Annotated in this window: 18 protein-coding genes; 8 read left to right on the top strand and 10 right to left on the bottom strand. The window is 63.3% G+C overall.

Going from position 1 to position 22,708, the window contains the following annotated elements:
• Window positions 1-77: 77 nt before the first annotated feature.
• A complete protein-coding gene (locus EDC39_RS15510) occupies window positions 78-350 on the bottom strand; it encodes a histidine kinase dimerization/phospho-acceptor domain-containing protein (protein ID WP_246140161.1) in 273 nt (90 codons plus the stop codon).
• A gap of 385 nt (window positions 351-735) precedes the next feature.
• On the opposite strand from EDC39_RS15510, the gene EDC39_RS02665 reads away from it, so the two are divergent.
• Window positions 736-2,373, top strand: coding sequence for a fatty acid--CoA ligase (locus EDC39_RS02665; RefSeq protein ID WP_148894629.1), 1,638 nt, complete (start codon window positions 736-738; stop codon window positions 2,371-2,373).
• A 61-nt stretch (window positions 2,374-2,434) separates the two neighbouring features.
• Here the strand turns inward: EDC39_RS02665 and EDC39_RS02670 are convergent, their stop codons facing one another.
• A complete protein-coding gene (locus EDC39_RS02670; protein ID WP_148894631.1) occupies window positions 2,435-3,088 on the bottom strand; it encodes a YceH family protein in 654 nt (217 codons plus the stop codon).
• A 186-nt stretch (window positions 3,089-3,274) separates the two neighbouring features.
• Between EDC39_RS02670 and EDC39_RS02675 the strand changes: the two genes are divergently transcribed.
• Window positions 3,275-6,613, top strand: a complete 3,339-nt coding sequence (locus tag EDC39_RS02675) for a PAS domain S-box protein (RefSeq protein WP_148894633.1) — start codon at window positions 3,275-3,277, stop codon at window positions 6,611-6,613.
• A gap of 22 nt (window positions 6,614-6,635) precedes the next feature.
• On the opposite strand, the gene EDC39_RS02680 is transcribed toward EDC39_RS02675, so the two are convergent.
• The 3 genes from EDC39_RS02680 to EDC39_RS02690 are packed head-to-tail and all read right to left on the bottom strand — an operon-like array spanning window position 6,636 to window position 9,231.
• Window positions 6,636-7,211, bottom strand: coding sequence for a 50S ribosomal protein L11 methyltransferase (locus EDC39_RS02680; protein ID WP_148894634.1), 576 nt, complete (start codon window positions 7,209-7,211; stop codon window positions 6,636-6,638).
• Between the two features lie 20 nt (window positions 7,212-7,231).
• Window positions 7,232-8,239, bottom strand: coding sequence for a glycosyltransferase (locus EDC39_RS02685; protein ID WP_148894635.1), 1,008 nt, complete (start codon window positions 8,237-8,239; stop codon window positions 7,232-7,234).
• On the bottom strand, window positions 8,236-9,231 hold the full coding sequence (locus EDC39_RS02690) for an AEC family transporter (RefSeq protein WP_246140162.1): 996 nt from the start codon (window positions 9,229-9,231) through the stop codon (window positions 8,236-8,238). Before EDC39_RS02690 ends, EDC39_RS02685 begins: the two co-directional genes overlap by 4 nt.
• 101 nt (window positions 9,232-9,332) lie before the next feature.
• Here EDC39_RS02690 and EDC39_RS02695 point away from each other — a divergent pair, with 101 nt between their 5' ends.
• The 5 genes from EDC39_RS02695 (at window position 9,333) to EDC39_RS02715 (ending at window position 14,692) form a co-directional block, all read left to right on the top strand.
• Window positions 9,333-10,466 (top strand): ATP-binding protein, encoded by a 1,134-nt coding sequence (locus tag EDC39_RS02695; RefSeq protein ID WP_148894637.1) that lies wholly within the window; start codon window positions 9,333-9,335, stop codon window positions 10,464-10,466.
• A gap of 135 nt (window positions 10,467-10,601) precedes the next feature.
• Window positions 10,602-11,975 (top strand): sigma-54-dependent transcriptional regulator, encoded by a 1,374-nt coding sequence (locus EDC39_RS02700; protein WP_148894639.1) that lies wholly within the window; start codon window positions 10,602-10,604, stop codon window positions 11,973-11,975.
• A 38-nt stretch (window positions 11,976-12,013) separates the two neighbouring features.
• Window positions 12,014-13,318: a trypsin-like peptidase domain-containing protein gene (locus EDC39_RS02705; protein WP_187426610.1), complete on the top strand. Its 1,305-nt coding sequence runs from the start codon at window positions 12,014-12,016 to the stop codon at window positions 13,316-13,318.
• A gap of 86 nt (window positions 13,319-13,404) precedes the next feature.
• Entirely contained in the window at window positions 13,405-13,938 is a 534-nt protein-coding gene (locus tag EDC39_RS02710) for a TlpA disulfide reductase family protein (RefSeq protein ID WP_148894643.1), read from the top strand.
• A gap of 4 nt (window positions 13,939-13,942) precedes the next feature.
• Complete coding sequence (locus EDC39_RS02715) at window positions 13,943-14,692, top strand: cytochrome c biogenesis CcdA family protein (RefSeq protein ID WP_148894646.1); 750 nt, start codon at window positions 13,943-13,945, stop codon at window positions 14,690-14,692.
• A gap of 82 nt (window positions 14,693-14,774) precedes the next feature.
• On the opposite strand, the gene EDC39_RS02720 is transcribed toward EDC39_RS02715, so the two are convergent.
• The 5 genes from EDC39_RS02720 to upp all read right to left on the bottom strand — a co-directional run bounded on the left by EDC39_RS02720 (window position 14,775) and on the right by upp (window position 21,954).
• Complete coding sequence (locus EDC39_RS02720; protein WP_148894648.1) at window positions 14,775-16,337, bottom strand: hydantoinase B/oxoprolinase family protein; 1,563 nt, start codon at window positions 16,335-16,337, stop codon at window positions 14,775-14,777.
• Window positions 16,338-16,465: 128 nt separating this feature from the next.
• On the bottom strand, window positions 16,466-18,439 hold the full coding sequence (locus EDC39_RS02725) for a hydantoinase/oxoprolinase family protein (protein ID WP_148894650.1): 1,974 nt from the start codon (window positions 18,437-18,439) through the stop codon (window positions 16,466-16,468).
• On the bottom strand, window positions 18,433-19,377 hold the full coding sequence (locus EDC39_RS02730) for a GntR family transcriptional regulator (RefSeq protein ID WP_148894651.1): 945 nt from the start codon (window positions 19,375-19,377) through the stop codon (window positions 18,433-18,435). The genes EDC39_RS02725 and EDC39_RS02730 overlap by 7 nt, the downstream gene beginning before the upstream one ends.
• 399 nt (window positions 19,378-19,776) lie before the next feature.
• Window positions 19,777-21,090, bottom strand: coding sequence for a uracil-xanthine permease family protein (locus EDC39_RS02735; RefSeq protein ID WP_148894653.1), 1,314 nt, complete (start codon window positions 21,088-21,090; stop codon window positions 19,777-19,779).
• Between the two features lie 237 nt (window positions 21,091-21,327).
• On the bottom strand, window positions 21,328-21,954 hold the full coding sequence (gene upp / locus EDC39_RS02740; RefSeq protein ID WP_148894656.1) for a uracil phosphoribosyltransferase: 627 nt from the start codon (window positions 21,952-21,954) through the stop codon (window positions 21,328-21,330).
• Window positions 21,955-22,182: 228 nt separating this feature from the next.
• Here upp and EDC39_RS02745 point away from each other — a divergent pair, with 228 nt between their 5' ends.
• Window positions 22,183-22,632: a Fur family transcriptional regulator gene (locus tag EDC39_RS02745; protein WP_148894658.1), complete on the top strand. Its 450-nt coding sequence runs from the start codon at window positions 22,183-22,185 to the stop codon at window positions 22,630-22,632.
• Window positions 22,633-22,708 lie beyond the last annotated feature (76 nt).

The following is a 22,708-nucleotide window of genomic DNA, read 5'->3' on the forward strand; positions in this document are numbered from 1 at the left end:
GTTGTTTGGTCGTGCTTTCAACACTACCAGAAGCCCCATCATGTCCTGTCTCTTAACCCACCTCGAAGGTGGTGCACTTATGAGTTGAATCTACCCCGGCTCTTGTTGAGCAGAATCTGGACATAGTTGAGCACGCCATTGATCGGATTGTTGATCTCGTGGGCGACTCCGGCCGCCAGCTCGCCGATGGCTGCGCCGATGGTTTTGAGCGCAGTGCGGTTGGCGTCCTCGAGGATGCCTTCCGGACTCAGGAGCCACAAGGACTGAAAGGCATTGTCCTGAATGGCCCGCAGCAGCCGCAGGCTGAGCAGTCTGGAACTGTCTGGAATGCCAAAGACCTGCAGCGGCACGTTGTTGACGCAGAGCAGCGTCGCTGCCCGTTGAGGACGGCGAAGATACCGCCGACCAGCTGGTTGTGACCGGCCCGGTGGATCTGCTGGTGCAGGACATCGGGATTTGCCCGTTAGGGGGGGGGAGAAACCAGGTTCCGGGCTGCTGTCTGTCGATGATGGTCATCGTCCCCTCTTCTTCAGGCATGATTCCGGACCATCCAATTTTTAAATCCCCATTTTATCCTGTGTTGGCACGGCAACAGGGGGGAATGAGGGGAATTTTACCGGACCTGCACGACACGCCAGACGGGCGGCGTCGATCACTTTCCGTCTGTTGCCTGCCTGTTCGGTCCCGTGATAAAAGGGGTTGGCGCGGTGAAATCATCTTTTTATGGAGGTAAAGATGCCCGATCTGACCATTCCCCGAGCCGAGTCTGCCTACAGTTACCCCCTGCTGATCAAAAATCTGCTCGACGCTCCCGTTGTCAGCAATCCCGACCAGGAGATCGTCTACCGGGACCGGATGCGCTACAGCTACCGCACCTTCAGGGAACGGGTCTGCCGTCTGGCCAACGCCCTGGAAAAGCTGAGGGTGAAGCCGGGGGATACGGTGGCGGTGATGGATTACGACAGTCACCGCTATCTCGAATGTTTCTACGCCGTGCCCATGCTGGGAGCGGTGCTGCATACGGTCAATGTCAAGCTGTCGCCGGAGCAGATTCTCTACACCATCGATCATGCCGAGGACGACATCCTGCTGGTGCATGCCGATTTTCTGCCGTTACTGGCGCAGATTCGCGGCCGTATCGACACGGTACGGGCTATGGTGCTGCTGCAGGACGAGCCGGTGTCGCCGCCGGAAGGGCTGGAGTTCGCCGGCGAGTACGAGGCGTTGCTGGCAGAGGCGGACCGCCACTACGAGTTTCGCGATTTTGACGAGAACATCCGGGCGACGACCTTCTACACCACCGGCACCACGGGGCTGCCCAAGGGGGTCTACTTCAGCCAGCGGCAGCTGGTGCTGCACACCCTCGGCACCATGGCCGCCCTGGCCTCGGCGCCCAGCCAGGGCCGGTTTCACACCGGCGACGTCTACATGCCGATCACGCCCATGTTTCACGTTCATGCCTGGGGCGTGCCCTACATCGCCACCTCCCTGGGGGTGAAGCAGGTCTATCCCGGTCGCTATGCGCCCGATGTTCTGCTCGACCTGATCGAGAAGGAGGGGGTTACCTTCTCCCACTGCGTGCCGACCATCCTGCACATGCTGCTGAACCATCCCGACATCGAGAAGCGGGACCTGTCGCGCTGGAAGGTGCTCATCGGCGGTTCGGCGTTGCCCAAGGCTTTGTGCGCCCGGGCGCTGGAGCTTGGCATCGACCTCTACTCCGGCTACGGCATGTCCGAAACCTGTCCGGTGCTGACCCTGGCCCAGGTGCCCGAGGCCGAGCTGGGCAGCGACAATGAACTCGAGATCCGCTGCAAGACCGGTCGGCCCCTGCCGCTGGTCGATCTGCGGATCGTCGACGAGCAGATGCGGGATGTCCCCGCCGACGGCGAGAGTGTTGGCGAGATCGTGGTGCGGGCGCCCTGGCTGACCCAGGGCTACCTGAAGGACCAGCGCAATTCCGAACAGCTCTGGCGCGGCGGCTATCTGCACACCGGCGATGTCGCCTGCCGGGACGCCAAAGGCTATGTCAAGATCACCGACCGGATCAAGGATGTGATCAAGATCGGCGGCGAGTGGATCTCCTCCCTCGAACTGGAGGATCTGCTCATCCAGCATCCGGCCGTAGCCGAAGTGGCGGTGATCGGCGATCCCGATCCGAAGTGGGGCGAACGGCCCCTGGCGCTGGTGGTGCCGCAGGGTGAACTGGACGAGAAGGCCCTGGTGACGCATCTGAAGGGCTTCATCGACCGCGGCCTGATGTCCAAGCAGGCCCTGCTGTTGAAGGTGAAGCTGGTGGAGCAGATCGACAAGACCAGCGTCGGCAAGATCAACAAGCGTCTTCTGCGGGAGAAACACGCCGGCAGGGTATGAGCCCTGCCGGCGGTGGACGGTTGCGGCGGCCCGGGCGTGCGAACGACCCGGGCCGTTTTTTTTACTCGAATTCCTTTTTGAAGCGTTCGAATTCTGCTCGCAGTCCGGCCAGTTCGTTGCGCAGCTGTTCGACGGCCTGTTCCAGCCGGTCCAGTCTTTCCTGCCGCTCTCTGGCCGTGGCCACTGCCGCAGGTTCGGCGGCGGGAGCAGTTTCGACTTCCGGTTCGCCCGCCAGCAGGTGGGCGATGCGCTGCTCCTTGCGCCCGGGCTGGCGTGGCAGGCGGGTCAGGATCGGTTGCTGCCGCTGCAGCATCTCCTCGACGGATCGTTCCAGGCTTTCCAGGCTGTCGAAGGCGTGCATCCGCGCCGTACGCTGGCGCAGCTCGCCCGGTGTCTGCGGGCCGCGCAGCAGCAGTTCGGCCAGAATCGCCAGTTCGGCCGGCACCAGATGCAGTTTGCCGCTCAGGTTGTGGGCGAACTTGGCTACCCGGCCGCCGTCGTTCGACTGCATGACCAGCCCCAGGGGACGCAGGGCAGCGATGGCCTCGGCGACATCCTCCGCGGTCAACTGCATGACCGGATCGCGGTTCGATTTCTGGTTGCAGGCGTTGACCAGTGCGTTCAGGCTGAGCGGGTAGTATTCGGGGGTGGCCAGCTCCTTTTCCGCCAGGCAGCCGAGCACCCGGACTTCCGTGGCGGTCAGCGGTCTTAGCATGCCTCGCTCCTGTCGGGTTCAGATCGGGTTGGTTGGCAGATCGCGGGTGAAAAATGATCTTCGAAATTGCGCCGTGCAATTTCAGCCATTAAACTTGGAAGACCGGTCCGGGTCAAGTCGCCGGTCGGCGGATTTTGTCATCTTGAATTTTCGTTGCCGTGGCAGGCCGTTGCCAACGAGGGATGCATGAAGCACCAACCGGGCCGGCGGGGGAGCGAAAAACGTTATCAGGCCCTCTTCAACAGTACGTTTCAGCTGGTTTTCACGCTCGATCTTCAGGGACGCCTGACCGATGTCAACAGGACCGCCCTGGGGCTGGTCGGTTGTTCAGCCGAGGAGGTAATTGGCCTGCCCTTTGTCGAAACGCCCTGGTGGGAGCGGGCCGATCTTTCCCGGCAGCGCCTCGCAGAGCTCATCGCCGCCGCCCGCGGCGAGTTCGTCCGTTTCGACATCTGTATTCGGCATCGGACGAGCGAGCGCTGCATCGATTTTTCCATCAAGCCGATCTTCGTTGACGACGGGGTCGACTTTCTGCTGGTCGAGGGGCGGGACATCACCGACTACGAGGCGGCCGCGCGGAAAAACATCCAGCTGAAGAATCTCTACGATACCCTGTCGCGGATCAACGCGACCATCCTGCACGCCCGGGACGAAGAACTGCTGCTGCAGCAGATTTGCGATATCGCCGCTTCACTGGAGGAGGTCCGCCTGGCCTGGATCGGATTTGTCGAGCCCCTGGACAATCGCGTGCGGCCTGTCGCCTGGGCCGGCGAGGCGCTGGCGGCAATCCAGGATTTTTCGCTGCATCCGGTCGAGGCGTGTGATGTCGGCGGCAATGCGCTGCAGGCCGACAGCCGCCCCATGGTGATCGACGATCTCGGTGAAGAAAATGTCCTGCGGCCCTTGCACGACATTCTGACGGAACGGCAGTTGCGCTCCCTGGCAGCCTTTCCGCTCTTTCGCGATGGCGAGCCCTGCGGCCTGTTCGTAGTTTATGCTTCCCTGTCCTGCTATTTTCGCGGCGGTCGGCTCGGCCTGTTCGAGGAACTGGCGGCCAACACCTCCTTCGCTCTCGGCAATCTGGCCCGGGAAAGAAAGCGGCTGGCCGCGGAGAGGGCGTTGCGTGAAAGCGAAACCCGCTACCGGGATCTGGTGGAGAATGCCCGCAGCATCATAACGCGCGTATCGCCGACAGGGGAAATTACCTATTTCAATCGTTATGCCGAAGAAATTTTCGGTTTCGATCGTGAAGAAGTCCTCGATCGCCCGTTGTGGGAGACGATTCTGCCGGAAGTGGAAGAATGCGGCCGCAACCTGCGGTCGATGATCGAGGGGATTCTGCATTCTCCCGACGATTACCAGCATAACGTCAATCAGAACGTCTGTCGCGACGGCCGTCGCCTCTGGATCGCCTGGCACAACCGGGGAATGCGGGACGATCAGGGGAGACTGGTCGAGATTCTCAGTATCGGCCATGACATCACCGAACAGCGTCGCCAGGCCGAACTGATCGAGCGCAAGGCCAGCGAAGAAGAACTGCGCGGCAATCTGCTGCGGCTGGTTCTCGAGCCCCTGACCATGGAGAAATTCCTGAAGCAGGGACTCAGGCTCATTCTCGATACCCCCTGGCTGGGACTGATCCAGCGGGGAGGGGTTTTTCTGGCCGATGCCGCAGCAGAACAGCTGCAGCTCGAAGCCGAGGTCAATCTGCCGCGGCGGCAGGTCGAGGCCTGCAGGACGGTTCCTTTCGGTACCTGCCTGTGCGGCCGGGTCGCGATGCAGATGCGTCCTTTCATCGGCGAGAACAATCCGGATATCGATCTGCGGGCCGGGCATCTGGGACTGCACGGACATTGCGTTCTGCCGCTCGTTTCCGGCAAGGAGCTGGTCGGTGTCCTCTGTCTCTACACCGTTCCCGGTCAGGAGAGTGACGGCCAGATCCGGCGATTGCTGGAGAGCGTGGCCGACATTTTCGCCGTCGGCATCAGCCGCCGGCAGGCGGAAGCCGCCCTGCGCAAGCAGGAGACCCTGCTGCGCAGGCTGATCGACACCATCCCCCTGCCGATTTTCTACAAGGATACCGACCTGGTCTTCCAGGAATGCAACGATGCTTTCGCCCGCGAGGTGATCGGCCTGCCGAAAGAGCAGATCGTCGGTCGCAACATGTATGACATCGCCCCTCTCGATCTGGCCCGGTTGTACGAGGATGCCGACCGTGATGTCCTGCGGAGCGGCGGTTCCCAGGTCTACCAGACCGAGGTTCGCTATGCCGACGGATCGCGGCGCAGTGTCCTGCTGCACAGGGCGGTACTGACCCGTGATGACGGTACGCCCTTCGGCATCGTCGGCGCCATTCTCGACCTGTCGGAGCACGAGCGGCTCGAGGAACAACTGCGCCACGCCCAGAAGGTCGAGGCGCTGGGAACACTCACCGGCGGTGTCGCCCATGATTTCAACAACTTTCTCACCGCAATCATGGGTTATGCCAGCATTCTCAAGTTGAAGTCGCCTCCGGCGAGCGAACAGGAACAGATCGTCGACCAGATTCTGCAGACCACCGAAAGGGCGTCGAAGCTGACCTATTCGCTGCTCGCCTACAGCCGGCGGCAGGTCAGCCGGCCGATGCCGCTCGATATCAACCAGGTGGTGTGCGGTCTGGAGAAGATGCTGCGGCGGATTATTCCGGAAACCATCGAATTCGCCACCAGCCTCTGTGAATCGCCCCTGATGGTGCTGGCCGACGTGTCCCAGCTTGAGCAGGTGCTGATGAACCTGGTCACCAACGCCCGCGATGCCATGCCGTCGGGCGGACCCCTGCGCATCGAAACCGGGATGACCGAGGTGGACGAGTCATTCGTCCGTCAGCACGGCTTCGGGGTGCCCGGTCCCTACGTCTACCTGCGGGTCGTCGATACCGGCGAGGGAATGAGCCGGGAGGTGATGGAGCGGATTTTCGATCCCTTCTTTACCACCAAGCAGGTCGGCAAGGGGACGGGACTCGGCCTTTCGGTAAGCTACGGCATCGTGCGTCAGCACCGCGGCGGCATCGTGGTGGAGAGCGAGCAGGGCGGCGGAAGCGTCTTCACCGTCTATCTTCCCCGTACCGAACGGATGCCGGGGACGGACGATCCGACGGTTTCGCACCTGGCCATCGGCGGCAGCGAACTGCTGCTGGTGGTCGAGGATGACCCCGCGGTGCGACAGGTGACCAGATCGGTACTGGAGGAGGTCGGCTACCGGGTGCTGACGGCCAGTGACGGTGAAGAGGGGTTGAACGTCTACCGGCAGAACGCCGACCGGATCGCCATGGTGCTGACCGACATCATCATGCCGCGCAAGACCGGCCTGGAGATGTACGAGGAAATTCGTCGGATCGATTCTTCCGTCCGGACGATCTTTTTCAGCGGTTACACCTTCGACGCTCTCGAGGACCACGGCATCGACCAGAGCCAGCTCGACATCATCTTCAAGCCGGTCACGCCGATGGAGATGCTGAACCGCATCCGCGAACTGCTCGACGCCTGAGTCGATTCGCCGACGGGAGACTTCAGGGCTTCTGCACCAGCAGGGTGGCGAACTCCTCCAGCATCCGGCGTTTGAGCACCTGGCACCCCAGAGCCTCGAAGCGTCTGCGTACGTCGAAGTGGTATTCCCAGAGCATTCCCGACAGCAACAGTCGCCCCTTGGGGCGGGTGTGGGCCACTAGCCCGTCCGCCAGATCGAGCAGCAGGTCGCCGTAGATGTTGGCGAGTACCAGGTCGAAGCCGGTCCGGGGCGCCTCATCGAGGGTGCCGGCGATGTGTCGGATACGGCTGTCCAGTCCGTTCAGGGCGCAGTTGTGACGGCTGGTCCTGATCGCGTCGGGGCTGATGTCGACGCAGACCGCTTCGGCTGCGCCCAGCTTCAGTGCCGCGATGGCCAGAATGCCGGTGCCGCTGCCCAGATCGAGAACCCTGGCACCGGTGATCTCCGGCAGCTCTTCCAGAATTTCCAGGCAGCTTGCCGTGGTTTCGTGTTCACCCGAGCCGAAGGCCCCCTTGGCGATCACCAGCGGGATGCGGTCGTCGCCGGGAGCTTCTTCTTCAGGGGAGAGAATGCGGAATCGGTTGCCGATGGTCAGCATGCTGGGGCCTCCTGTCGGGGTCAGGTGACGCAGAGATAGTCGCGTCCCTCGTTCAGGTTTTGGCGCGCGGCCCATCGCCGGACCTGCTCGCGGGCACCGCGGGCGCCGATGGTGATCAGGGTCGGCTGGCGGCGGATCCGGACCGCGTCGGGGGCGATGACCGGCGCGCCGTGGATAATCTGGCCGATCTTGCGCGGATCGATGTCGATCCAGAGAACGATTTCGAATCCCTGCCCGACCAGAAGCCGCCGCCAGGCCTTGCCTTCGATGCCGGCTCCCCACAGGGCGATTTTGCGGGCACGAAGCAAAAAGCCCTGCCGCAGATGGTGCAGCCGGCAGGCGCGGAAGGCTTCGAGACTGCAGCGGGGGCTCCGCCGGGTCAGCCGGTCGGGCCGGTCGCGCCAGAACAGACGCGTGCCGGGCAGCCGGGCGAAGCGGCAGCCGGCCAGGTGCATGCGCAGCCAGAGGTCGTAGTCCTCGGCCCAGGGTCGCTCCAGGTAACCGCCGAGGTCGAGCACCCGCTGTCGCCGGTAGCAGACGCTCGGGTGGGCGAAGGGGCTTTCGACCCAGATGTCGGCGGCAATGGCCGCCGGCGCGAGATGGGCGTTCTGCCACTGTTCGTAGGCCAGCATCCCGGCGGTGATGCGCGGCCGTGGAAAGTGCCGGGCCCGGCAGGCGACCAGGTCGATGTCGGGATGGGTGCGCAAAAAGGCGACCTGTTCTTCGAGCCGCAGCGGATGGCAGATGTCGTCGCCGTCCATGCGCGCGACCAGTTCGGCGCGGCAGGCGGCCAGGCCCCGGTTGAGGGCGGCGACCAGCCCGTCGGGCGGCTGCCGGATGACCCGGATGCGATCGTCCGCGGCCGCCGCCTGCTGCAGGATGTCGGTCGTGGCGTCGGTCGAACCGTCGTCGACCGCCACCAGTTCCCAGTCGCGAAGTGTCTGCCGCCGGATCGAGGCCAGGGCCGCTTCCAGGTAGCGGGCCTCGTCGCGTACCGCCATCAGGATCGAAACCGCCGGATCTCTCATGTTCCGAACGAACGCAGAAGCAGGAGCATCAGGGTGTAGCTTGCGGCCGAGGCCAGGGTCGACAGCATGACGATGGTGCCGGCCAGCTCGGCATCACCTTTCAGTTCGGCGGCCATGATGTAGTTGGCGGTTGCCGCCGGCGCGCCGGCCAGCAGCAGGCCGACGGTCAGGTCGAGCCCGCCGACGTTCAGCGCCACCAGCACGGCGGCGGTGACCAGCGGCATGATCAGCAGCTTGCACAGGCTGGCCAGGGCCGCCAGCCGCAGATCGCCGCGCAGCCGTTCGAGAGAGAAGGAGCCGCCGATCGCCAGCAGGGCCAGCGGCAGGGTCATGCCGCTGGCGATGCGCAGGCCGCGGTCGAGAACGACGGGCAGCGGCAGGTCGAGCAGGCTCCAGACGATCCCCGCCGCCGAGGCGAGGATGAGAGGGTTGAGGAGGAACTGTCTCATCCACGAGCGCAGTTCGAGGTTGTCACCGTCCTGTCGCCGGGCGAGGGTGAGAACGGTGATCGAGCCGACGTTGTAGACCGGCACCAGAAATCCCATCAGGATGCCGGCGCGGGTCAGCCCTTCGTCGCCGCAGGCGTTGAGGGCGAGAGCCAGGCCCATGTAGGCCAGGTTGCCGCGGCAGGCGCCCTGGCTGCAGACCCCCCGGGCTGGGCCGGGCAGGCTCATGGCGCCGGCAAGAAGCCAGGTCAGGACGAAGAGGACGAGGGTGACGGCGATGCTCCCCACCACCAGGCGTGGATTGAAGTTGCTGCCGAAATCGGCGGTGCCGATACGGTGAAACAGCAGCATCGGCAGGGCGACGTAATAGACCAGGCGGTTGGTGGTGGCGAGAAAGCTGCCGTCGATCAGGCCGGTTCGCCGCAGCAGCCAGCCCAGGGCGATGACCAGGAAGACGGGAAGGACGATGGTGACGATGTCGAAAAAGAGCTGCATGTGGCTGCTTTCCCTCCGGATTCGGTAGTGTCGGCGCGCAGGATAACCCATCTCGGCGGCAAAATCCACGAACGGTGAGTCCTGTCGTTGTCGGCAGGCAGAAGAGGGTGAAAAGACTTGAACTTTCATCCTGTATCGGGAACAATCAGAACATGCGTCGACAGCTGGTCATTCGGGTCTTTCTGCTTGCTCTCATGGTGCTGGGAATTACCCTGCTGCACTACCTGACCACGACCCAGAAGGATCAGTTTCACGACATCTATCGCCGCCTCTACTATCTGCCCATCGTTCTGTCAGGGCTCTGGTTCGGGTTGCGTGGTGGCCTGGGAAGCTCGCTGGCTGTCTCCATTCTCTACGCGCCGCACGTCGTCTTTCAGTGGGGGCACCGCCCCGCAACCAACCTGGAACAATACCTGGAGATCATGCTCTACAACGTCATCGGGCTGCTGACCGGCGTTCTCAGTTCGCGGGAGCAGGCGCAGACCCGACGCTACCAGCGCGCCGCCGAACGGCTCGAGGAGAGCTACGAACGCCTGCGGCAGCAGGCCGACCAGCTTCTGGCCGCCGAAGAGCAACTGCGGCGCGCCGACCGCCTGTCGGCGCTGGGGGAACTTTCCGCGGGCCTGGCGCACGAAGTGCGCAACCCTCTGGGGTCGATCCGCGGCACGGCGGAGATCCTGCGCGACGCCATCCCCGCCGACAGCCCGCACCGGGAATTCGCCGACATTCTGGTGCACGAGGTCGACCGGCTGAACAGGGTGGTTCAGGATTTCCTCGATTTCGCCCGTCCGGGCCGGGGAGGTGAAGATGCGGTCGATCTGAATCGTGTCGTCGACGAGGTGCTCACCCTGAGCGGCCGGATGCTGGAAAAGGAGGGGATCGACCTTTGCTTCCAGGCCGGCGACATTCCGCCCTGCAGCGGACGGGCCGAACAGCTGAAACAGGCGCTGCTCAACCTGGTGATCAATGCCATGCAGGCCATGCCGCAAGGGGGCAGCCTGCGCATCGTCACCGCCGCCGCCGACGGGGGAACGGTCATCACCCTGAGCGATACCGGTATTGGAATTGCTCCGGAAAAACTGGAGAAGATCTTCGATCCCTTCTACACCAGCCGGGCAGAGGGAACGGGGCTGGGGCTGGCGATCACCGCCCGCATCATCCGCGGCCATCGGGGCAGGATCGAGGTGGACAGCGAGCCAGGGCGGGGGACGACCTTCCGTATCTATCTGCCCGGGCAGAAACCTGAACCAGCGCGCTCATCACCGGCGGATAGCACAAGTCATTGACCTGTCTGCGTTTCCCAAAAATCACCGGCGAACCTATGGGCGCGCCACAGATTTTTTGAAAACTCATTCAGGCCAAGTACTTGCACTCTCCATCCGGCATGAACTCACTGATTCAGGTGAAGGAAAGTGACGGAGATGAACGAAACGATACTGCTGGTCGAGGATGACGCTTCCCTGCGCCGGGTGACCGAATTTCAGCTGGCCGAGGCCGGCTACCAGGTGACGACGGCGGAAGACGCGGAAGAGGCACTCGCCTTTCTGCGACGGGAAAGGCCGGATCTTGTCCTCACCGATGTGCGCATGCCGGGCATGAGCGGCGAAGAACTGTTGAAAATCGTCGTGCAGGACTATCCGGGGGTGATGGTTATCGTCATGACTGCCTTTGCTACGGTCGAACGGGCGGTATCGGCCATGCGCATGGGGGCGCACGACTACCTGACCAAGCCTTTTTCGCGTGACGGGCTGCTGATCGCCGTACGCCGGGCCCTGGAATACCGCGGGCTGAAGCGCGAGAACCTGCGGTTGCGCGAGGAGTTGAACCGGCGGGTCAGCGGTGAACTTGTCGGCCAGTCGGAGCCGGTGCGCAGGCTGCGGGAGATGATCGCCCGGGTGGCGGCCACCAATGCCGCGGTGCTGCTGCTCGGAGAAAGCGGTACCGGCAAGGAGCTGGTGGCCCGTGCCATTCACCACGCCAGTCTGCGCGAAAAAAAACCTTTTGTCACCGTCAATTGCGCCGCCATTCCCGAGCAACTGCTCGAAAGCGAACTGTTCGGTCATGTCAGGGGGGCCTTCACCGGCGCCACCCGTGACCGGGAAGGCAAGTTCCTGCAGGCCGACGGCGGCACGCTCTTTCTCGACGAGATCGGGGAGTTGCCGCTCGCCCTGCAGCCGAAGCTGCTGCGGGTGCTGCAGGAGATGGAGGTCGAGCCGGTCGGGGGCCGGACGCGCAAGGTCGACGTGCGGATCGTCGCCGCCACCAACCGGGATCTCGAGGCCATGGTCGAAAAGGGCGATTTTCGCGAGGATCTCTATTACCGACTGGCGGTCATCCCGTTGCAGGTTCCCGCGCTGCGGGAAAGGCGGGAGGATATCCCCCTGCTGATCCGGCATTTTCTCGACCGCCAGGGCGCGAAGGTGCGCATTCGGGCCGACGCCATGGAGCTGCTGACCCGCTACGACTGGCCGGGCAATGTGCGCGAGCTGCAGAACTGCATCGAGCGCATGCTGGTTCTGGCCGGCAGTGATGAAATCGTCCCCGATGACCTGCCGCCGACGGTGCAAGGGGCTGAGGTACCGTCCGGCCAGGGAGTTCTCAACCTGCCGCCGGAGGGCTATTCGCTTGAACAGCTGGAGCGGGAAGCAGTGGAACAGGCCCTGGCCCGCTGCGGCGGCAACCAGTCGCAGGCGGCCCGTTTTTTGCGAATCCCCCGCCATACCCTCATCTATCGGATGGAGAAATACGGCATCGGCAAGGGGGCCCGAGGGGGCAACACTTCGGAAACAACATGAAGTTTTTGTGGAGAAACGGCTTGAAACGAAAGGCTTTTTTGTCTGTTGCAACAGTCCTGCTCGTTCTTGTTTCCGCTTCCGGATCCCTGGCTTCGTTGCGGCGAACGCCGGTGGTCGAGGCGGTGGAAAAGGCGGGTCCGGCGGTCGTCAACATCCGCACCGAGCAGATCGTCCAACGGCGCGGCTCGCCCTTTTTCGGTTTCGGCGGTTCCTTCTTCGAGGATTTTTTCCGCGAATTCGCCCCTCCGCGCCTCTACACCACCGAGTCCCTCGGTTCGGGCGTGCTCATCGATCCCGGCGGGCTGATTCTGACCAACGCCCACGTCATCAGCCGGGCGTCGAAAATCTTTGTCGCCCTGGCCGGCCGGCACCGGGAGATCGAGGCGAAGCTGGTCGGCAGGGACGACAATCTCGATCTGGCGCTGATCCGCATCCCAGCGCCGAAAGGCAGATCCTATCCGTTTCTGCGGCTCGGCCGGTCGGACGATCTGATGATCGGCGAACCGGTGATCGCCATCGGCAATCCGCTCGGGCTCGGCAGCTCCATCACTACTGGTGTGGTCAGCGGTCCGTTGCGCGCCCTGACTCTCGACAAGGAATTTATGGCGGTCTTCATCCAGACCGACGCCCTGATCAACCCGGGTAATTCGGGAGGCCCCCTGATCAACCTGGAAGGGAAGGTCATTGGCATCAATACCGCCATAGCCAGGCAGGCGCAGGGAATAGGTTTCGCCATACCGGCGGATGTCATTCGCCGGGTGCTGCCCGATCTGAAGAAGTACGGTCATCTGCGCCGCAGCTTCTTCGGCGTGGTTCCAGGTGCCACCGGCGAACAGTTCGCCGCCGCCAGGGGATACGGCGGTGTGCTGGTGACCGAGGTGATTCCCGGTTCGCCCGCCGACAGGGCGGGACTGGAATTGGCCGACGTGATTCTCGAGATCGACGATATCCCGGTGGAGACGCCGGGGGAATTTCTCAACATCCTCGGCGCCTACATTCCGGGCAACCGGGTGAGCGTGCGTTTCCTGCGCGGGATCGAAAGCCGAACCGCCGACCTGCGGCTGGAAGAGTTCCCTCCCGGATTCGCCCTGCGGTATGCCGCCGACACCTTCGGATTTTCCCTGGAGGAATGGCGTGGCAAGCTTCGGGTCGCCGACCTGGCCCGCGGCGGCCCGGCCGAACGGGTCGGCATGCGCCGCGGCGATCTGGTGATCCAGGCCGCAGGTCAGGAGGTGTCGAGCCTGAAGGACTATGCCCGGGTCATCGAAGAGACCTTCGGTCGGCTGCCGCTGCAGTTTCTCGTCGTGCGCGGCAACCAGGGATACTACATCGATCTTCCCTGACAGTCCGGAACGTCCTGGTCCGCCCTTGACTTTTGTTGGAAGGCGGGGCTAAAACGAAGCGTCGAAAGAAACGGAAAGGATTGTCCATGCGTTCTCTTCTTACGTTGCTGGTTTCAGCGATCGTTCTGCTTTCTCCCCTGACCGCCGTTGCTGGCAGCCCGCGACCCGACAAAGCCCCCGGCGGCGCCGTTCTGGTCGGCCGGACTGCCCCCGAGATCGACCTGGAAACAGTGGACGGCGGGCGGATGTCCCTGTCCAGCCTGCGCGGCAAGGTGGTGCTGGTTAACTTCTGGGCCACCTGGTGTCCTCCCTGCAAGCAGGAGATGCCCTCCATGGAGCGCCTGTACGCCCGGCTGCACGACCGGGGGCTGGAAATACTCGCCGTCAACATCGAGGCCGACGGCAAAGACGTTCTGCCCGGATTTCTGCGCAAGCATCCGCACACCTTTCCGGTGCTGATGGATGTCGACGGCGAGGCCCAGTCGGCCTACGGCGTGTTCCGCTTTCCCGAGACTTTCGTCGTCGACAAGCAGGGAAAGATCGTCCAGCACATCATCGGCGGCCGGGACTGGGCTGCCCGGTCGATGGTGACCTTCCTGACTTCACTGCTGGAGAAATAGGGTGATGGGGCAGGAGACCGACATCACGGCCTGGATCGCCTTCAGCGCCGGGGTTCTTTCCTTCTTTTCCCCCTGCGTCCTGCCGCTGATTCCCTCGTACCTGACCTATATCACCGGTCTGTCCTTCGGCCAGCTGGAGCAGGCGCATCCCGGTGCCCGGGTGCGGGTCACCGTCATGCTTCACTCCCTGGTTTTCATCCTCGGTTTCTCGACCGTCTTCATCGCTCTCGGGGCTCTGGCGGGGCTGGCCTCGAGCGCCTTTCAGGTCCATCTGCGCGAGGGACTGATCTGGGTTCAGCGGATCGGCGGCGTTCTCATCTTCCTTTTCGGAATCCATCTGACGGGACTCTTTCATTTCGGCGTGCTGTTGGGTGAGAAGAGGGTGCAGATTCATGACAAGCCGAGTGGTTTCGCCGGCACCTTCCTGGTCGGACTGGCCTTTGCCGCCGGCTGGACTCCCTGCATCGGCCCCATTCTCGGCGCCATTCTCGCCATGGCGGCCGGGACCACCGGCGGCACCGGGCGCGGCATCTTCCTGCTGACCCTCTATTCGGCCGGTCTTGGCGTCCCCTTTCTGGTCTCCGGCCTGCTCTTTCACGGTTTTCTCGGTTTCTTCAACCGGTTCCGCAAGCACATCCGTCTGGTCGAGATCGGCACCGGCCTGCTGCTGATGGTGGTGGGCGCGATGCTCTTCTTCAACCTCTTCGGTTCGCTGACCGGCTGGCTCTACCGCGTGCTGCCGGCCGCCGGCTGACACCGTCCATTGCCTGTTTTTTTTGTATCCGCACTTTAACTGGTGGGATTGGCGACCATGGGCCCATATCTCCGCCGCACTGTCAGTTCGCGCTTCCCCAGCCGCCTCCTCCGGGAGTTTCCACCCGCAGGCGGCATCCGGCCTTGATACGTCGACTGAACTTGCCCGGGAGCTGTTCGGAGCTGTCGCCGTCGATCAGCAGGTTGCGGCCGGGGCTTCCCGGTTCCCCGCCCTGCAGGCCGAAAGGTGGCTGGTTGCGGCGTTCGCTCAGGATCGTTACCTCGGCGTCGGCCAGCAGTTCGATCTCCCTGACCAGGCCGTCGCCACCGCTGAAGCGCCCGCAGCCGCCGCTGCCGCGCCGGATGGCGTATTCGGTGACCCGGAAGGGGTAGGCGTATTCCAGGGCCTCGACCGGCGTGTTGAGGGTGTTGGTCATGTGGCTGTGCATCGCCGACTCCCCCTGGCCGGCCGGCCCGCCGCCGTGCCCTCCCGCCAGGGTTTCGTAGTAGGCGAAAGGTGAGCCCCGGCGCGGGTCGATGCCACCGATGGTGACGTTGTTCATCGTCCCCTGGCTGGCGGCGGGAATCCGGTCGGGCAGGGCCTCGGCCAGGGCGCCGAGAACCACGTCGACTATCCGTTGTGATGTCTCGACATTGCCGCCGGCCACGGCCGCGGGGAAGCATGCGTCGACCACCGTGCCCGGTTTTGTCACCACGTCGAGCGGCCGCAGGCAGCCGGCGTTGGCCGGAACGTCGGCCTCGACCAGGCAGCGGAAGACGTAGAGGACCGCCGACAGGGTGATGGCGTAGACGGCATTGACGCTGCCGGTCACCTGCGGGTCGCTGGCGGAGAAGTCGATGCGGGCCAGCTCACCCTCGATGTCGATGACGCAGTCGATCCAGACCGGGTCGGCGGAGATGCCGTCGCTGTCGAGACAGTCCCGGTGATGGTAGCGGCCGTCGGGAATGCCGGCGATGGTCCGGCGCATGAAACGTTCGGCATAGTCGTTGAGGCTGGCGGCGTACCGTTCGACCGTCGCCATGTCATATTTGTCGACCAGCTCCCGCAACCGGCGTTCGCCGATGCGGTTGGCCATGATCTGGGCGGCGAAATCCCCTTCGCGCTCGGTCGGCGTGCGCACGTTGCACAGCAGCACTTCGAGCAGCTTGCGGTCGATGGCCCCCTCCTCGACCAGCCGGACCGGCGAAATGATCAGACCTTCCTGGAACAGCGAGGTCGACAGTGGCATCGAGCCGGAGGTCATGCCGCCGACATCGGCGTGGTGCGCCCGGTTGGCGACGTAGAAGACCGGCTCGTCGCCGATGAAGACCGGGGCGACCAGGGTGATGTCGGGCAGGTGCGTTCCGCCGTCGAAGGGATTGTTGAGCATCACCATGTCGCCGGGACGCATGGCGATTCTGTCGATGGCGCTTTTCACCGACAGGGGCATGGAGCCGAGATGCACCGGGATGTGGGCCGCCTGGGCGATCATGTCGCCATGGCGGTCGAACAGGGCGCAGGAATAGTCGCGACGCTCCTTGATGTTGGGCGAAAAGGCGGTGCGTCCCAGGGTGACGCCCATCTCTTCGGCGATGGCGGCGAAGCGGTTCTTGAACACCTGCAGCAGAATCGGATTGACGTGCATGAGGGTTGTTTTTCCTTTGATGATGAAAACCCGCCACGAAGGGGCGAAGAGAATACGAAGGGGAAAACAAAGTTTCTGTACCCTCGTTCAGCCTTTCTTCTTGCCTTCGTGGTTGGCTCTTTTCAGATTTATTCCTTTATCTCCAGCAGCAGATTCCCGAACCTGTCGACCTGCGCTTCGGCGAAGGGGGGCACGATGATGGTCGACGAATATTCGATGACGATCGCCGGTCCGGGGATGCGGTTGCCGGCCAGAAGTTTTTCCCGCTGCAGCAAAATGGTGCCTCTGCTCCTGCCGTCGAAGATGACGTCCTTTTCTCCGAGGAAAGCTTCCGCCGGCGGCGTTGGACCGCCGGCGGCGATCTGTGGCAGCGATGGCCGCTGCGGGCGCCCGGTGGAGCGCAGGCGCAGGTTGACGACTTCGACCGCCTTGTCCCGGTTGGCGTAGCCGTAGGTCGTTTCGTGCAGGCGGTGGAAGGCCTCGCGGATATCGCCCGTTCCCGGAGCCATCAGTTCGAAGGACTGTCCCCGGTAGCGCATGTCGAGGAAACGCTGGTGGACGATGGCCTGGCGCGGCATCCCTTCGCCCAGCAGGTCGGCCGTTCCCTGGGCCTCCATCGGGGCGAAGAGTTCGTCGAGAATTTCAGGCGTGAGCTCTTCGGCGCCGCGCATGATGGTGCGCGAATAGTCCTTGATGACGTCGGCCATCAGCATGCCGGCGGCCGACAGGATGCCCGGATTGCGTGGCACCAGTACGCGCGGCATCTGCAGCAGGCGGGCGAGGAAGGCCGCGTGCATGCCGCCGGCGCCGCCGAAAGAGAAGAGGGTGAATTCGCGCGGATCGTGTCCTCGTTCGACGGAGATGACCTTGATGGCGCGTTCCATGGTGGCGTTGGCGATGTCGAGGATGCCCTCGGCCAGCTCGACGAGGGGCAGGCCGAGCCGGTCCGCCAGTTCGGTGAAAGGTCGCTGCAGCCGTTCCGGCCGCAGGCGCATGGCGCCGCCTAGAAAGTGTTCCGGCACAAGCCGGCCGAGAAAGAGATTGGCGTCGGTAACGGTGATCCCTTCGCCTTTGCCGTAGCAGATCGGACCCGGGTCGGCGCCAGCACTCTGGGGGCCGACCTGGAGCGAACCGCCGGTGTCGATCGAGGCCAGCGAACCACCGCCGGCACCGACGGTATGGATGTCGATCATCGGCACCTTGACCGGATAGCTGGCGATCTCCGATTCGGTGGTCAGCGGCAGCTCGCCGTCGATCAGGCAGACGTCGGTCGAGGTTCCGCCCATGTCGAAGGTGATCAGGCGGTCGAAGCCCGACTGCCTGCCGATCTCGCGGGCGCCGACGGCACCACCGGCCGGTCCAGAGAGGATGGTGCGGACCGATTCGTTCATCGCCGTCTCGGCCGAGATGCTGCCGCCGTTGCTCTGCATGATGCGAAAACGGCTGCCGCCGGTCTGTTCGCGCAGGTAGGTGAGGTAGCGCCGCATCTTCGGGGCGACGTAGGCGTTGATGACGGTAGTCGAGGTCCGTTCGTATTCGCGGAATTCGGCCAGGGTTTCGTGGGACAGGGAGACCGGCACGCCGAGAGTCGCGAGGCCCGCGCCGACACGTCGTTCATGTTCGGGATTGGCGAATGAGAAGAGCAGGCAGACGGCGACCGATTCCACCTGGGCCTTCTGCAACTTTTCTTTCAATTCCTCAAGGGCCGGATCGGGCAGGGCGGCGATTTCCCGTCCTTCCTGGTCGATCCGGCCGGGCAGGCCGAACCGGTAGCCGGCGGGAACGATCGGCGGATTGCGCCGGCAGTGGAGGCTGTAGAGATCGGGGCGGTTCTGCCGGCCGATCTCGATGATGTCCTCGAAACCGCGATTGGTCACCAGGGCGGTCAGGGCCCCTTTCTTTTCCAGGATGGCATTGGTCGCCACCGTCGAGCCGTGAACCAGGTCGACCGGTCGGTCGCCGGCGATATGCCGCAGCCCCGACAGGACGGCTTCCGCCGGGTTGTGCGGCGTGGACAGCACCTTGTATTCACCCCAGGCGCTTCCGTCGTGCCAGATGAAGTCGGTAAAGGTTCCACCAGTATCGACACCGACGATCAGCATGTCTGCTCCTTGTTGCGGTTGCCGGTCAGGGTTCGGATGTAGTCGAGTCCCTCGTCATCCTGGAAACGGTTGTAGCTGATGATTCTCGGGATGCTGCGGAACAGTGCCGCGTGTTCTTCCGCGACCAGCTTATGGGTCAGCAGAATGTGGGTCTTGTCCAGCCGCGTCCGGTCTCTCCGGATCTCTTCGAGTGTCATGATGGCGAAGCCCGGAAAATCCTTTTGGATGTGCGGATAGTGTTGCCGGATACGCTGGCGGATCGATTCCGACAGGACAACCAGGGTGATGACCGTATCACGTGGGAGAAGGCTGAAATTGAGCAGATGTTCCAAAGGCGGCGTGGTGCGCAGGGCGACCAGGGGAATGCCCTTGTGGATACAGAGGTCGCGAATGCGGCTCTCGCAGAAGAAGGTGGTCACGATCAGATCGGCGGTGATCCAGCCTTCAGTCAGCTGTCTTGCCAGCTCTTCGACCTGGACCGGCTGTACGGGCTGTCCGCAGGTTTGTTCCAGCTCGCGCCGGCCGAGCAGCAGTTCGTTGAACTCGAGGTCGGCATAGATGATCCGCGGCTGGCGCTGTTCCTGCTCGCGATAGGCCGCCAGCAGGGCGGCGGATATTTCCAGACGGTTGAAGCCGGCCGCCGCCAGTTCGCGCAGCAGCGATGCGATGCGCCGGCGCGTGGCGTGATAGATTTCTGCCTGTTCGCTGCTCAGTCGGCGGACGACCCTGTTGCCGGCCCGGCGACGGGCCTGGATCATTCCCGCCTGGCCCAGGAGCGACAGCGCCTTTTTCGCCGTATTGATGTTGGCCCGGTAGGTTTCGGCGATCAGCTCGGTGCGTGGCAGGCGTTCCCGGGGCTCCTGCAGCAGGTCGTCGAGAACGCCGAGCAGGATCAGGTGCTGTTTGGGCAGCAGTTCTGGCAGACCGGCATCGTCCATGGTGTCATCTTTTCGGCTCTGGCGGTGGCTCGCAAGAAAAAAGAACAGGATTTCAGTATTGCATGTGAAAAAAAATCGTCAACCCCGTTTCGTTGACCCAATGGCCGGCCATTTAAGAATAGAAATATAGTCCAATGCATCGGCGCCGTGGCGTCTGGTTGAACGGGTCGTTTTTCCGAAGTGAGTATCCATGGACGGGTCGGAAACGATCACAGCGCGGAAAAAGGCGTCGGAGGCAGCTGCCAGTCTTGCCGGAGAACGGTGCGGAAGGGTCGGTGTCGCGGACGCGGGGGCCTGAATTCGGCCCGGATTGTCGAATCCGGTGTGTCCCGTACGGGTAAGCGGAGAGGGACCCCGGCCTCCGCCGGGGCCCCCGAGACGGGTCGTTGGTGAACGGCGTCAGCGTTCCTGCGGCAGCAGGAGGTTGAGAATGACGCCGACGATTCCGGCCAGGCCGATGCCGCCCAGCTTGACCACGGTCAGGTCGAAACTCATGCCGCCGATGCCGAAGACCAGGATGACGGCGGCGATGGTCAGGTTGCGCGGCCGCATGAGGTCGATCTGCGCCTTGATCAGGGTGTTGATGCCGATGACGGAGATGGCGCCGAACAGCAGCACCATGATACCGCCCATGACGGGGACCGGAATGGTGCCGAGAAAGGCGCCGAGCTTGCCGACGAAGGCGAGCAGGATGGCGCTGATGGCGGCCCAGGTCATGATCGCCGGGTTGAAGGAACGGGTCAGGGCAACGGCGCCGGAGACCTCGGAATAGGTGGTGTTGGGCGGGCCGCCGAGCAGGGCGGCCAGGCTGGTGGCCAGGCCGTCGCCGAGCAGGGTGCGGTGAATGCCGGGATCGTCCACGTAGTCGCGGCCGGTGATGCCGCCGATGGCCAGCACGTCGCCGAAATGCTCGATGGCCGGCGCGATTGCGACCGGGACGATGAAGAGAACGGCTTCCAGGTTCCAGGTCGGAAAGGTGAAGTCGGGCATGGCGATCCAGGGGGCCTCGGCGACCTTCTGCATGGAGATCAGGGTCGGGGCGGTCCAGTTCTTCAGGCTGCCGGGATCGAACCCGGCCTGAATCGAGGCGGAGATGCCGGCCAGGTCGAGAAGCAGCGAGGTGGCGTAACCGGAGGCGATGCCACAGAGAATGGGAATCAGGCGGAACAGTCCCTTGCCGAGCAGGGAAACGAGGACGGTGACCGCCAGGGAGACGCCGGCGATGATGAAGGCGGTCGGTTGCGGCACCAGCCAGGCGGCGCCGTCTCCGGTCCGTCCCGAGGCCATGTGGACGGCCACCGGGGCCAGGACCAGGCCGATGACCATGATCACCGGTCCGGTCACCACCGGCGGCAGAATCCGGTGCAGGATGCCGGACCCGAACAGGCGGATGGCCAGGCTGAAGAGCACGTAGAGCAGGCCGGCGGCGGCCAGGCCGCAGAGCGTTCCCGGAATCCCCCATTGCTGGACGCCGTAGATGATCGGAGCGATGAAGGCGAAACTGGAGGCGAGAAAGACCGGAACCTTGCCACCGGTGATCAGCTGGAAGAGCAGGGTGCCGGCCCCGGCCGTAAACAGGGCGACGTTGGGATTCAGTCCGGTCAGCAGGGGGACCAGGACCAGGGCGCCGAAGGCGACGAAAAGCATCTGGGCGCCGAGCAGGCAGTCCTTGAGACGGAAGTTGTAGCTGCTTTCGGAAAGATTCTTCTCCATACCGAGTTCCCTTCTGTCAGGATGTTGAAGCTGAACCTGTGAACCTGTCACCTATCCCATGCAGAACGGGCTCACCGATCCAGGCTGAAAAAATGGCCGGGTCTGGTTTTCACGGGGCCGTCTGCCCGCCGTTACCGGAGCCGGTGCCTCATGAAACCGGACCTCGTCTCCATGCTGTGCCGGAGCTCTCTTGCCTTGTAGCTGGTGGTCAGCCTCCCGCCGGCAGGCCTGTCTGCCTTATTTCGTCCCGAAGATCTTGTCGCCGGCATCTCCCAGTCCCGGCAGGATGTAGCCGTTGTCGTTGAGCCGTTCATCGATGGCGGCGGTATAGATGTCGACATCCGGATGGACTTCCTGCAACCGGCTGATTCCCTCGGGAGCGGCGACCAGGAACAGTCCCTTGATCCGGCTGCAGCCGGCCTGCTTGAGCATGTCGATGCAGGCGACGACGCTGCCGCCGGTGGCCAGCATCGGGTCGAGGATAAGGGCGGTGCGATCTTCCATGCGGCTGGTGAATTTCTGGTAGTAGGTGACCGGTTCCAGGGTCTCCTCGTTGCGGTAGAGACCGACCACGCTCACCCGGGCGCTGGGAATCAGGTCGAGAACGCCGTTCATCATGCCGAGGCCGGCGCGCAGGATCGGTACGACGGTGATCTTCTTGCCCTTGATCTGCTCGATGCGGACCGGTCCCGCCCAGCTTTCGATGGTGTGGCCTTCGGTTTCGAGATCCTTGGTCGCCTCGTAGGTCAACAGGCAGGCGATTTCGGATGCCAGTTCGCGAAAGTTCTTGGTGGAAATGTCCTTCTCCCGCATCAGTCCGATCTTGTGCCGGACCAGGGGATGGTCGACGAGATGAACGGCCATGGTGCCTCCCTTTGGGGGTTTTGGGTTGCCGAGAATCGGGCAGGTTTGCAAAATCACCAAAAAATAGCCGTTTGTCGACAGCGGGTCAAGCCCGACGAAACCCGGATTTGGCACGAATAATCATGCCGGGATATCCGGAGAGGGGACCTGGGCGGGATTTTTTTTTTCTTGACAGGAACACCCGTCTTTTTTAAATTGAAATCCATTTTCAATGAATGTCGAGGTGAGATGCGGCAAAGCAAGGAACAGTTCAGGCGTTTTCTGTTGCAGAAGGGGCTGAAGTCGACCCGGCAGCGGGAGATTGTGCTCGATGCCTTTTTGCGTTCGTCGACCCATCTTTCCACCGAAGATCTCTATCAGAAGGTGCGCCGCCGGCATCCGAACATCGGCTATGCGACCGTTCACCGGACCCTGAAGCTTTTTACAGAGTGCGGTCTGGCCGAGGAGCGCAATTTCGGCGACGGGCAGATCCGTTACGAGTGGACGGGCGACAAGAGCCATCACGATCACCTGGTCTGCATCTCCTGCGGGGTCATCAGCGAATTCGAGGACAGCCGGATCGAGCAGCTTCAGCGGGATATAGCCGCCCGGCACGGATTCGTCATGACCAGTCACCGCCATGACCTGTACGGTCTGTGCGCCAAGTGCCAGGAAGAAAAAGTAAGAAAGGGCTGCTGAAAAAGGCTCGCCCGCGTTGTTGTTCCATGCTCCGCAATCGTCGGTAAATTCCGAACCCGTTTTCTGCCGGACTATT

Source organism: Geothermobacter ehrlichii, assembly GCF_008124615.1.
Classification (GTDB): Bacteria; Desulfobacterota; Desulfuromonadia; order Desulfuromonadales; family Geothermobacteraceae; genus Geothermobacter; species Geothermobacter ehrlichii.